The organism is Blautia sp. MSJ-9 (assembly GCF_018919065.1).
GTDB lineage: Bacteria > Bacillota > Clostridia > Lachnospirales > Lachnospiraceae > Blautia_A.
Genome location: NZ_JAHLQG010000031.1, coordinates 169862 through 182374 on the forward strand (window position 1 = coordinate 169862; position 12513 = coordinate 182374).

Annotated in this window: 12 protein-coding genes; 2 read left to right on the forward strand and 10 right to left on the reverse strand. The window is 41.1% G+C overall.

Translation table 11 applies throughout. The annotated features are described in order from the left end of the window. Nucleotides 1–104: 104 nt before the first annotated feature. The 4 genes from KQI87_RS08645 to KQI87_RS08660 all read right to left on the reverse strand — a co-directional run bounded on the left by KQI87_RS08645 (nt 105) and on the right by KQI87_RS08660 (nt 5013). Nucleotides 105–1562: an ATP-binding cassette domain-containing protein gene (locus KQI87_RS08645; RefSeq protein ID WP_216459765.1), complete on the reverse strand. Its 1458-nt coding sequence runs from the start codon at nt 1560–1562 to the stop codon at nt 105–107. Next, nucleotides 1559–2434, reverse strand: a complete 876-nt coding sequence (locus KQI87_RS08650) for a sensor histidine kinase (RefSeq protein WP_216459766.1) — start codon at nt 2432–2434, stop codon at nt 1559–1561. Before KQI87_RS08650 ends, KQI87_RS08645 begins: the two co-directional genes overlap by 4 nt. Nucleotides 2435–2538: 104 nt before the next feature. Beyond that, nucleotides 2539–3567, reverse strand: coding sequence for a helix-turn-helix transcriptional regulator (locus tag KQI87_RS08655; RefSeq protein WP_216459767.1), 1029 nt, complete (start codon nt 3565–3567; stop codon nt 2539–2541). A gap of 15 nt (nt 3568–3582) precedes the next feature. After that, nucleotides 3583–5013 carry a sugar ABC transporter ATP-binding protein gene (locus tag KQI87_RS08660; RefSeq protein WP_216459768.1) on the reverse strand — a complete coding sequence of 477 codons (1431 nt, stop codon included), beginning with the start codon at nt 5011–5013 and terminating at the stop codon, nt 3583–3585. A 467-nt stretch (nt 5014–5480) separates the two neighbouring features. On the opposite strand from KQI87_RS08660, the gene KQI87_RS08665 reads away from it, so the two are divergent. After that, entirely contained in the window at nt 5481–6287 is an 807-nt protein-coding gene (locus KQI87_RS08665; RefSeq protein ID WP_216459769.1) for a transglutaminase domain-containing protein, read from the forward strand. 233 nt (nt 6288–6520) lie between these two features. Here the strand turns inward: KQI87_RS08665 and KQI87_RS08670 are convergent, their stop codons facing one another. The 4 genes from KQI87_RS08670 to KQI87_RS08685 all read right to left on the reverse strand — a co-directional run bounded on the left by KQI87_RS08670 (nt 6521) and on the right by KQI87_RS08685 (nt 8966). Beyond that, nucleotides 6521–7672 (reverse strand): glycerate kinase family protein, encoded by a 1152-nt coding sequence (locus tag KQI87_RS08670; protein ID WP_216459770.1) that lies wholly within the window; start codon nt 7670–7672, stop codon nt 6521–6523. Nucleotides 7673–7884: 212 nt separating this feature from the next. Then, entirely contained in the window at nt 7885–8283 is a 399-nt protein-coding gene (locus KQI87_RS08675; protein ID WP_216459771.1) for a DUF5300 family protein, read from the reverse strand. A 16-nt stretch (nt 8284–8299) separates the two neighbouring features. Continuing rightward, a complete protein-coding gene (locus KQI87_RS08680) occupies nt 8300–8713 on the reverse strand; it encodes an HI0074 family nucleotidyltransferase substrate-binding subunit (protein ID WP_216459772.1) in 414 nt (137 codons plus the stop codon). Next, nucleotides 8685–8966, reverse strand: a complete 282-nt coding sequence (locus KQI87_RS08685; protein ID WP_216459773.1) for a nucleotidyltransferase domain-containing protein — start codon at nt 8964–8966, stop codon at nt 8685–8687. The genes KQI87_RS08680 and KQI87_RS08685 overlap by 29 nt, the downstream gene beginning before the upstream one ends. Nucleotides 8967–9136: 170 nt before the next feature. Between KQI87_RS08685 and KQI87_RS08690 the strand changes: the two genes are divergently transcribed. Continuing rightward, the gene (locus tag KQI87_RS08690; RefSeq protein WP_216459774.1) at nt 9137–10498 is read left to right on the forward strand and encodes an MATE family efflux transporter; all 1362 of its coding nucleotides are present in this window, start codon (nt 9137–9139) and stop codon (nt 10496–10498) included. Nucleotides 10499–10723: 225 nt separating this feature from the next. On the opposite strand, the gene KQI87_RS08695 is transcribed toward KQI87_RS08690, so the two are convergent. Further along, entirely contained in the window at nt 10724–11686 is a 963-nt protein-coding gene (locus KQI87_RS08695; RefSeq protein ID WP_216459775.1) for an aldo/keto reductase, read from the reverse strand. A 240-nt stretch (nt 11687–11926) separates the two neighbouring features. Beyond that, nucleotides 11927–12232: a hypothetical protein gene (locus KQI87_RS08700; protein ID WP_216459792.1), complete on the reverse strand. Its 306-nt coding sequence runs from the start codon at nt 12230–12232 to the stop codon at nt 11927–11929. Nucleotides 12233–12513: the final 281 nt, after the last annotated feature.

The following is a 12513-nucleotide window of genomic DNA, read 5'->3' on the forward strand; positions in this document are numbered from 1 at the left end:
TTAAATTACAGTGCTGCTGTCCACAAAGCCTATTGCGATTAATTATACACCACAAACTGTATCCGCGCAATAACCCGTCTTCTGTTAATTCTCAGTAACAATTCTCATTTATCCGCCAGAGGTGAATTTTCTTTATACACATGTCTCCATGGAATCTGTCGGGAAACAGATGCAAAATCTTCTCTGCATATTTCCCGGATGCTTCCATCTGTCTGGATCAGCAGCAGCCGATCTGCCAGTGATAAAGAATCCGATAAATTCAAAGAAAGATCCACAACTGTAATTCCTTTATCCAGAAAGTCTTCCAAAAGTTTCCATATCACCATTCGATGAGTAAGGTCTGCCCCTTTAAATGGTTTCATACAGAAAACGATCTGTGGATTCTGAAGCATCACTCTGGAATAGACTAACTGGTATTTCTGCTTCTCACTCAACGCCTCCACAGGCATCTCAAATACTTCATTTCCTAATTTTTCACTATATTCCTGCCGAATGTTATTTCTTATTTTGTGATTTGGCCAGAAATTTCCCATCCTTCGGGACAAAGCCATACACAAATTATCCATATAATCCAGTTCTGGAAAAATCATACTCACTGTAGGCGATTCCTGTATCACAGACATTTTCGCATTGCCGGAAAAATCTTCCTTTAAAATCTCTGTCATTTCCTGCAGAATCCTGTTTTCATGGATCTGGACTGCCAGGTATTCTCCCTTATATATTGGAAAAGAAATTTCTTTCCCTGCTGACTCACTGTAACTTTTCCATTTCAGGATTTCTTCTGTTTTTTTGCCATTTTGTTCTCTTTTCTGCAGATGACTTCGGACCATCTTGTCATATTCCTCTGTATAAGAATAAACTTCCCTCACTTCTACCCGCAGCATATCTCTGGAAATAATTTTCCAGATCCTTCCGTTCGTCAGCATAGCTGCTCTGTCACAGATATTACTTACTTCTTCGAAATGCGGACAGATATAAAGAAAAGAAAAGCCTTTGGAAGCATAATGCCTGATAATCTCATGAAGCTGTCTCAGTTCTCTGTAACTGATCAACGCACCGATTTCTTCCAACACGATCAAGTGACTGCCTGCCACTACTGCACGCAGCAATTCTATCACCACACGCTGAAAAACCGACAGATTCTCAATTCTCGCATCTGCCGGTATCTCAATTCCAATTTCTTTTAAAAATGGCTGCAACTGCCTGTTAAGAAGCTTTGTCCGGATCAGTTCCTGTTTAAATCCCGGACGCATAACAAACACATTATCAGCAATCGTCATAGTTTCCACCAGAGAACTCTTTGCCTGTATAATGCCTATCCGATTATGTGTTCCCGGCGATTTTTTCCAGGAATTGACCAGTTCTCCGTTATAATAAATATAACCATCATAAATAGGAAGATTCGTCTGAAGAAGTTCCAGAAATGCTGCCATTCCAAAACCGTTAAACGGCACCATTCCCATAATCTCTCCTTCATAAATTTGAAGATTGAAGTCTTCCAGACGGGTAATCTCTGCTTCTTTATAGGTGACTCTTTCCATTCTGAAAATTTCTTTTCTCATTTCAGCACACTCCGGTTCTTTACCTCTCTGTCATTCTCTGTGAGAGGAATGGTAATCTCCTCATCCATTCCTACTCCATCATCCGAAACACAGATGATCAGTCTGTCCTCAGTGCAGGCAAAGCGGATATAGAGATTTCCTGCTCCAAGCTTCAGTTCTGTTCCATGTATGATACTATTCTCAAGAATTGGCTGCAACGTCAGCTTCGGAATCCGGCAGTTCATGATCTTTTCATATTCATCCGGATCATATTCTATATGAAGCTTCAATCTGTCACCAAATCGATATTTCTGTATTCCGAAATAGGTTTCGCAGTTGTCCAGTTCTTCCTCCACAGATACAAGGTTCTCTACCTTTGTAATAGTATAGCGAAAAAATTTCGCCAGTGCTTCAGTCATATCTGCCACACCGTCAAGTCCTGCGATCAGTGCTTCTCCCCTGATACTCTCCAGTGTATTGTACAGGAAATGTGGGTTGATCTGATTCTGCAGTGCAAGATACTGTGCCTGTCTCTTATTCAGATCCATCAGTTTAGGAGAATAGAGAAATTTCTCCATGAATTTCACCTGTTCGGCAGTATAAGGTGTCAGAAGTGCTGCCTGCGCCGCATCAGCTTCAGAAACCAGATATCCTTCCAGAAATCGTTCTATGATCTTTTCAGAATTACGGTAAGGTTTTATGATCCAGAACCATCCTGCCAGACAGTAGGACAACCCGAAAATCCCAGTCAGTATTGTCGGCCACAAAGGGATCTGTTCCCTCACATATTCCCAGATAGACAGCAAAAACATTACTGTTATCATTCCAAGTACAAATAAACCAAGGCGCCAAACTCTGTCAGATATATAAAGTGTATCTTTCTTTTTATCCATACGGATTCCTTTCCCAATCTATAACAATCCTCTAAAATAATGCATCTTAATCAAGCCTATCAGAGCGTGAAATCCTATGGCAGATATCTTTGTCGTGCATCAGATCATCCATAAAGTTTACGATAAGTAGATGGTTTAATCTCTGTCACTTTCTCAAAGGTCTGTGTAAAATGCTTCAGGTCATTGTAGCCAACTCTGCGGCAGATTTCCACAATCGGATAATTCGTCTCCCGAAGCAGCACTTTTGCCTGCTCAATTCGTACATTGATCAGATATTTGGCAAATCCTTCACCCTGGGTTTTCTTAAATAAAACACTGAAATAATTCGGACTTAAACCAACTTCTTCGCTTACTTCTTCCAGAGATAACGGTTCCCCGTAATGATTCTGGATATACTCTTTTGCCTTACGTACCGGGCGTACCCGCTCATTCTCTCTGCTCTCTACAATCTTCTCAATATACTCCTGCTGGAACTTCTTCAGACATTCAAACAGTCTGTCCACACTGGAACACTGTTCACATTGTTTCCTGAATTTTTCAAGTTCTGCCAATCTGTCCTGCATCTGTACACAGGCTCCAAAAATATCTGCGGCACAGGATATCAGTTCCTGAATCTCGCATCCCCTTGGATTTCTGATCGTACGGACTTTCTCCTGTAGATATTCTGCTGCCTGATCTGCCAGTTCTGTGCTGAGTGTTTCCGCTGCATGGGTAATCTCCCGCAGATATCGGTCCAGCATTTTCTCACCCTGCATGGAATTCTCTTCCCCCATATATTCCAGAAGACGTCCACTTCCTTTCACAAGCCTCTGATAGATCAGCTTCTGGGCTTCCTGTGCAGAGTCCGGCAGTTCCCGGAGTTCTTTTGATGCACTTCCCAGTGACATGGAGAAATCCACCTGTTTAAAAATTGCTTTCTGTATTTCAATCTGATTGAGCGCATTCTTCAGCACACGACGGATCTCATCCTGATATCTGCCCTCATAATTTACAAATCCAAGACAGTAAAATCCCCTGATTTCCATTGCCAGCTCCAGGCATTTATCCTTCAGATTCCTCTCAAGGATCTCCTTTGCTTTGTCCATCAGTACATCAACCGATAAATTTCCAAGTGCATTCTCCTCACAATCCATCTTCAGGCAAAACGCCTAGATAAATCCTGGTTTCAGATAGATATGGTAGGTATCTTCCAGAACTTCCTCTGTAAGTGTATTCTGATTTTTTGCAAAAATAACTGCGATTCCCTGTTTCTTCAGATCGTTCATCAGGTTATAGATTTCTACTTTTGCACCTACGTCGATTCCTCTGGTCGGTTCATCAAAGATGACCACTCTGGAATTTCTTGCAAGCCATTTTCCAACTACTACTTTCTGCTGGTTACCACCGGAAAGATTTCCGGAATCAATTTCTACATTAGGGGTTTTGATCCTTAAGTTTCGTACTGCTTCTGCACAAAGCCCATCTTCTTTTTGTTTTCTGATCACTCCCAGTTTATTACAAATGATATCCAGATTTGGAAGTGCGAGATTCTGTCTGATGCTCAGCTTGGTACAGAGACCATCTTTCTTTCTGTCCTCAGGTGCAAGTACGACGCCGTTTTTGATGGCATCCATCGGATTGTGGATTTCTATTTTCTGTCCATCCAGATAAAACTCGCCGCTTTCTTTTGCATCTACTCCAAAGATTGCTCTGGTGGTTTCTGTTCTTCCTGCACCCATCAGTCCGGCAAATCCTACGATCTCACCTTCGTAAAGGGAGAAGTTGATATCTCTTACCATTCTTCCTGCATTCAGATTCTTCACTTCGAATACTTTCTTGCCCTTTGTGCAGGTGACTCTCGGGAATTTCTCTTTGATCTCACGACCGACCATATTTGTGATGATCTGATCCATAGTCATGTCTTTGAAATTACCGTCTGTGATGTACTGGCCATCTCGCATGATCGTTACACGGTCAACGATCTCTGCCAGTTCTTCCAGTCGATGTGATATGTATACGATTCCGCATCCCTGTGCTTTCAGATCTTTGATAATCCTGAAAAGATCTTCAATCTCTCTTGCTGTCAGCGCTGAGGTCGGCTCATCCATGATCAGGATCTTCGCATGGATGGATAATGCCTTGGCAATCTCAACCATCTGCTGTTTGGATACCGGCAGATCTCCGACTGTCTGATCCGGATCAATGTCGATTTTCAGTTCGTTCAGGATATTTCTTGCTTCCTGACGCATTTTTCTGTTGTCCAGGATCCCTTTTCCAACCATCTCACGACCAAGGAACATATTCTCTGCTACTGATAAATGCTTACACATGTTCAATTCCTGATGGATAATGGCAACGCCTGCTTCCTGTGCCTGCTTCGGTGTTAAGTCATCATATGACTTTCCGAATATCTCCATGGTACCACCATCTCTGGTATAAACGCCACTCAATATTTTCATAAGTGTGGATTTACCTGCACCATTTTCACCAAGCAGTGCCATAACTTCTCCTGAACGTAACTCAAAATGTACATTATCCAGAGCTTTAACACCCGGGAAAGTCTTGCTTATATTGTTCATGGAGACAATGACTTCGTTCATATATTTTCCCCCATTCAAAGCTTTTTTGTCTTTGTTTTTTGTTCTTTTTTTCTATGTCATAATCATACGGCATTTTTTATTTGTGCAAAAGAGGGGAGAAATTCTTTTTTAAAGGGGGTTTTTTATGCATTTTATTTCATTACATGATTATCACCGTAAAATTTCCCCTTTAAAGCAATATTGGCAATCTATATTTGCTGTTCGTTTATAACTGGTATCTGACCGCTTATTGCTGTTCGAAGGAGACTTACTGTATCAGATTTGGATAAATGCTGTTGCTGGGCACAAAGTGAACAGTAACTAAATACTCACTTATTTGTGTATTGCGCAAAGTGAAATCGTCTTATATAATAAAGTATATCTTACAATTGAGACAGGCAATTCTTTCAGATATTCACAAGATGTCAGATTTATTCACATGAATAAAAAAGCATACACCTGTTTCAACAAATAAACGGAGGTGTCTCATGAAAAAGTTAAAAGTATTCTCTATCTCGGCAATTCTTCTTGCCATCTGCTGCTGTCTGATGTTCCCGGTTTCCGCATCTGCAGCATCTAAGATCCGCAGCAAATTCGACCACAAACCAAGCGGAAATATCTATTACTATGATAAAGACGGTCACACAGTAAAGGGACTGGTCACCATTAAAGGAAAAAAATATTACTTTAATGAAAAGGGAATCCAGCAGAATGGCTGGCAGAAGATCAAAGGAGACTATTATTTCTTCCAGATCCGTAATGGTTCCTACGCTTATATGGTAACTTCCCAGCGCGTCAATGGAATTTACCTTACCAAGAATGGAAAAGCACGTTATAACAGTGAGGAAAAACGGAAACTGAACCTGATGGTCACTGCCAATCAGATCATGCGTCACTCAACCAAACGAAATATGTCCAAACCTGAGAAACTGTGGAAATGTTATCTGAAAGCAGTCAGCTATGGATACGGCGGAACAGGCAATGATTATGATTTCCGTTACTATTATTCCAACTGGGATGTCAGCTACGCAGAAGACATGTTCTACCGTGGACGTGGTGATTGCTTCGCATTTGCTTCTGCATTCGCTTATCTGGCAAATGCTGTCGGATATGAAGCCAAGGTTATCTCTTCCGGTGGACATGGATGGGCCGAGATCAAAGGAGAAGTCTGCGATCCAAACTGGGCAAAAGGCACTGGAAATATTGAACGGTATTACCGCATGAGCTATGATCTGAGCGGTGTGGATGGTCGCCCGTATTATAAAGGAAACAGAGCTTATGTGATCACTATCTGATCTGTTTTCGAATTTCCAAAACATGTTTCAATAATTCAATAGTAATCGTATTTTAACCGAATCAGGTAAATCCCCTGCTTCAATTGCGAATATCCGCCTGACTTGAAGCATTATTAGTCAAACCAATAAATTATACGCATTTACTACTTACCTGACTCAATTAACCAAAAAGTTCCGGATATCTACTCAGATAGATTACCGGAACTTTTTTTATGAATATTTGCCTAAAATTATCAACCGTTTTTTTCTGCAGTTTTTAATAGGCGGAATACCTGTTCTACAGTATCAGTCATGTTGGCTTTTGCATTCTCCGGTTTCATGGCTTCTTCCAGTGTCACCACACCTCTGAGGATTGGGAAGAATGCGTCGATTCCGTTCTGGTTGCAGGCAACGGCTTCTTTTGTTACACTTCCTGCAAAAGCAATGACAGGAATGTCATGTTTCTTTGCCAGACGGGCAACTCCGACGGGTGCTTTGCCCATTGCAGTCTGACCATCCAGTCGGCCTTCTCCTGTAATTACGATGTCTGCATTTTCCATATATTTCTCAAGCCCGGTTTCCTCTAAAACAATCTTAATCCCGGATTCCAGAACCGCATTGGTAAAGCTTAAGAATGCAAACCCAAGTCCGCCTGCTGCACCTGTACCAGCCTGGTGTGCATTAGCTTTTGTGTATTTCTTCTCTGTAAGTGCGGCATAGTTTTCCAACCATTTGTCCATCTGCATGATCATGGATGGGGTTGCACCTTTCTGTGGACCGAATACTGCACTGCAGCCGTTTTCTCCACACAAGCTGTTTGTTACGTCGCATGCAACACGGAATTCACATTCTGCAAGTTCCGGAAGTACATATTCATCTGTAATCTCTTCCAGCACTTCCAGTCCTCTTGCACCGAAAGGAACCTGTTTTCCTTCTTTGTCAAGGAACCCATATCCCCATGCCTGAAGCATTCCGATCCCGCCATCATTGGTAGCACTTCCGCCGATTCCTACGATAAAGCGTCTGCAGCCTTTTGCAATGGCATCTTTGATCACTTCTCCAACTCCATAAGTTGTGGTGTAAAGCGGGTTACGTTTCTCATCCGGAACAAGTGTAATTCCTGCTGCACCGGACATCTCGATAACTGCAGTGTGGCTACTTTCAATGATACCATATTCGCAGTTTACAGGTGTTCCAAGAGGTCCTGTTACCATTACATTCTGTGTCACTCCGTTCATTCCGCTTACTAATGCTTCCACAGTTCCCTCCCCTCCATCTGCCAGAGGTCTTACTACGATTTCCGCTTCCTGTCCATGAACTTTGCGGATTCCATCTGCGATAGCATAACCTGCTTCCATGGAACTTAAACTTCCCTTTAATGAATCAATTGCGATCACTGCTTTCATTTTCAATTTCCTCCTTATGTATTTCTTTCTGTATAATTTGTTTTGTTGCACTTAATATATATAATTTTTATTTGGATTAATATAGTATATGTAACATTTATTTCTGTTTTCTATATTTTTTATTGTTATTTATACCAATCATAGCGTTTAATAAAAAGGCTGGCTGATCGAGTTCTTTTCGTACGATCAGTCAGCCTTTTTATTTCTTATGCTCACTCATTCACAATATTAGAATTCATTCCCAGTGTCATATCTTCATCCAGATAAACGGTAAAACAAGTATCATTATTGATCAACCCTGTAAACGATCCGTACAATTCTTTGTTTTTGATGATGTCAGTTTTTCGATCGTGGTGATAAATACCGTTTTCGTTTTCGAATACATCCAGAGCCAGTGCACCAATCTGTTCATCTTCATGTCTGGAATGTGCAAGGATCTTACATCCAAAACCGGACAGATTTTTGATTACTGCTGCTCCCTTTGCAAGATGTGCAGTGTCAAGTGTCAGTGGTTCTGCTGTGGTGACCAGTTCATCTATTCCAAGTTTATCTGCAAGTTTTTTCATGATTTCTGTTTCGTCTTCTCTTACTTCATATGCTGTAATTTTCATATGTGCTCTTTTCCCCTTAATAATTCTCTTCTGAAAGCAACTGCTCTACACGCTTCTGAAATTCTTCGAATTTAACCAGATACACATTCACAATCGTATCACAACAAGCCTTCACGATTTCTCCATCATAGTCATGTGCCAGTTGATTTCTGGTTTTTAACATTGTAAGCCATTCATCTCCCTGGATCATTCCTGCCTGAAAAGATTCTCGCAGAACCTCTCTCGGTGAGCCTGCAACAAATCCGGTAATCGCATAATACTGAACCAGAATATCTTTCATTACTTTCCACGCTAGGTCAAAAGTAATACTGAACTTAGCACTTGTTCCACTTAATACAAAAGAATCTGACATATCACGTTCCCGTGCTTCTGAAAGAGAAGCGAGTGAGTTTTTAAAGGATTCATATCTTCTCATAAATTTTTCGTCCATATTGCTTTATATCCTCCAATAATAATTCATTTCTACATTCATCCATATCAACTACATCAATTGTATATAATGTAGGAATATCTTCCAGTTCTTCTCGGAGTTTCTCGATATCTTTTGTACCGCATACAGCAATATCTATATCACTTCTTTCCAGTGCAGTTCCTTTTGCCCTTGAGCCAAACAGTATAACTTTTGTTACTGAATTATTTTTGCATATTCGTATGATTTCCTGTAAAATTTCTTCTATCTGCATGCCTTACACTTTTCCTTTATACCCATAGTCATATCAAACACATCTTAAGATTTATAATACGAGATACTCAAAGAAAAATCAATCCCTGCCCAAAAGTATTATCTCTTACGTTGACTTTCCTTCCACCATATCGTATCATTTAATACAATTCAAAAAGGGAGGTTACGTCCATGCAGAACACAAAAAATTTTCTGGGTACGGAGCCTGTTGGAAAGCTTCTGCTGAAGCTGTCTGTTCCAACAGTGATCGCCCAGCTTATCAACATGCTTTATAACATTGTAGACCGAATTTATATCGGCCATATTCCAGGAGACGGCAGTCTGGCACTTACCGGTGTGGGAGTCTGTATGCCAATCATCATGATCGTTTCCGCTTTTGCAGCGCTGGTCAGTTCCGGTGGCGCACCAAGAGCTTCTATCTATATGGGCAAACAGGATAATGACTCCGCCGAGAATATATTAGGTAACTGTTTTAGTCTCCAGATCATTTTTTCTGTTATTCTGACAGCCATCCTGCTGATCTGGGGAAAAGATTTATTACTGACTTTCGGTGCCAGTGAAAACACGATCAGTTATGCCGTAGATTACATGAATATCTATGCTTTCGGTACTCTGTTTGTACAGTTAACTCTTGGTATGAACGCATTTATCACTGCGCAAGGATTTACAACCATTTCCATGGTGTCTGTCCTGATCGGTGCTGTCTGCAATATTACGTTAGACCCCATCTTTATCTTTGCTCTTCATATGGGAGTAAAAGGTGCAGCGCTGGCAACTATTATTTCTCAGGCAATTTCTACAATCTGGGTAGTTCTGTTTCTCTGCAGTAAAAAGACTCAGCTTCATCTCCGAAAGAAATATATGCGTCTGATACCAAAGGTAATTCTTCCATGTGTCGCACTTGGCCTTGCTGCTTTCATTATGCAGGCAAGTGAAAGCGTTGTATCTATCTGCTTTAATTCTTCTCTGCTCCGTTACGGAGGAGATATTGCAGTTGGAGCCATGACCATTTTGACCAGTGTTATGCAGTTTGCCATGCTTCCGCTTCAGGGAATTGCGCAGGGAGCACAGCCAATTTCCAGCTACAATTATGGAGCAAAAAATGCAGACAGAGTAAAGAAAACTTTCCGTTTACTTCTGATTGTCTGTCTGTCATATTCTGCAATTCTCTGGGCTACTGTACAGCTTATTCCGAGAGTGTTCGTAAGCATTTTTACTGCAGATACAAATCTTATCGGATTTACTGCACCAATGCTGAAAATCTATCTTGGCGGTCTGTTCCTGTTCGGTATCCAGATTGCCTGCCAGATGACATTTACTTCCCTTGGAAAAGCGGTAAATTCTATTATTGTTGCAGTTGTCCGTAAATTCGTACTGCTGATCCCGCTTATTTATATTATGCCACATATGGTATCTGATTCAACTACTGGTGTATATATGGCAGAACCGATCGCTGATATTATTGCGGTACTCTTTACATCCGCATTATTTGCGGTTCAGTTTAAAAAGGCACTTGCTGAAATTCAGAATTAAATAACAACCTATAATAAGGGACGAACATTAACTGATAGGATACCTTCTAAGTAGATTTTGATTATTTACCTTGTCTACTTAGGAGGTGTCCTATCGAAACGTTCGCCCCTTAAGCTATGTTCTTCTATAAAATTAAACTTTTTCTGGCATCTGTTCTTCCATTGTTTTTTATTGAGAATTTATACCATTTTCCGGCATTCTCTTATAAATAAGCGTTTTTCCATTCTATTTCTGTGGATAGTCTTCGAGTCTGAATGGAATTCTAAATGTTTCCATAGCTTCTTTCAGATCTGCAATATTTCTTGGGCCGTATAACGGCAGACAAGGGAATTTCTGACAGGTAAGATATCCAAGAACTGCCTGTGTGACAGAGATCTCGTACTCTTCCATCAGTTCGTGAAGACGTTCTGCATTCTTCAGGTTTCCTTCTGTGTAATATTCCGAACCGGAAACTGCGCCTTTGCCTTCTGCAAAAAGTTTGTGGAAGAATCCATTGCAGACAGATGAATATGGCATTGCCAGGCTTCGTGGATTCTCTTCATGATATTTCTGCATTTCTTCATCCAGCATTACAAGTGTGTCATCTGCCATAGGTTTCATCCACGGTTCACCCACATTATATAATGCCTCATTTGCTACAAAACCACGATAGCCTCTGGACACAGCATAAACATCTGCTTCTTTCATTCTGGCAGTTGTCCAGTTGGAGCATGCATAGTAGCGGATTTTTCCCTGCTGTCTGAAATCTTCCATAAGGTCTATCAGTTCGGAAACTGGAATTTCTTCATTATCTCTGTGATAAAAATAAATATCAATATAGTCTGTTCCCAGCACTCTTAAGGACTCTTCCAGATCATATCTTACGCTTCTTTCATTGATCCTTGACTGATGCATGTCCGGATTTGGCTTTGTCATATCCGGATGGCCGCCCTTGCTTACCAGAACAATGTCATGGCGCTTACCGCTCTGTGCCAGCCACTGGCCGATCACACGCTCGCTGCGGCCTCTCTCAGACGGAATCCAGTCTGAATACACTCTTGCAGTGTCATATACATTTCCACCCATATCCAGAAACGCATCAAACAGGTTAAAAGCTTCCTGTCCGTCCCATTTCACACCGGCTTTCACGCATCCCAATCCAAGTCTGGATAACTCCAGGTCTGTGTCTTGAATCTTTATTCTGTTCATAACGATTTCCTCCATTTATAAGCAGTCAAGCGGATATTCGCAATCCGCTTCGCTACTTGCTCATAACCAAATAACTGCTCCGCAGTTTATCAGAAAGAGCTTGCACTCTTCCTGATACAAGCAAGTCCCCACCCACTGTTTATTGCTTTTCGCAATTGAAGCAGGGGACTTACTTGATTTGGTTAAATTAGTTCCGACAAACATATCTTAAAATTAATAATACGAGATACTCAAGAAAAATCAATTCCTGTACAAAAGAGAGTTTTTAAATGCCTCTTCTTTCATCCAATTAATACATTTTTCCCCTGAAACGCAAATCCATAACACCGTATTCTCTCCAGCCTTATTTCTCTTGTTTCCAGTTCTCTGGTATATTGTTTGTCCTGTATCTGTTTTCTGGCTGCTGCTACGGTGTCTTGCAGTGTTTGTTCCCCTTCCTCTAATATTTGCAAAACTCATATATATCACAGGATAGGTTCCCTGAAGTTTGCGATATTCTTCCCTTTTCCAGATGGATAAACCGTGAATTAAAAACTTTATCCTCACACGACTGAAGTCGCGTGCTTCCAGACGCTTTAGGCGTCAGACTAAATATCGGCGGATACGCCTGTAACTTAGGCCAGCGCAGTTATGCGCATTTTTCCATGCCAGATATGGCAGGTTCCCACATTGCAGGTAGTCCGCTGTATATCTGCCTGCATTTATGCTGCCTTTAAGATTTCCATTTGTAAATGAAGTTCTTTCAGATCTGCATAAACACATGAGGTTCTACGCTTTACCGAAGGGACTTTTGCCTCCAGCAAAGACCTTTCCGTTACCGGAAGGGG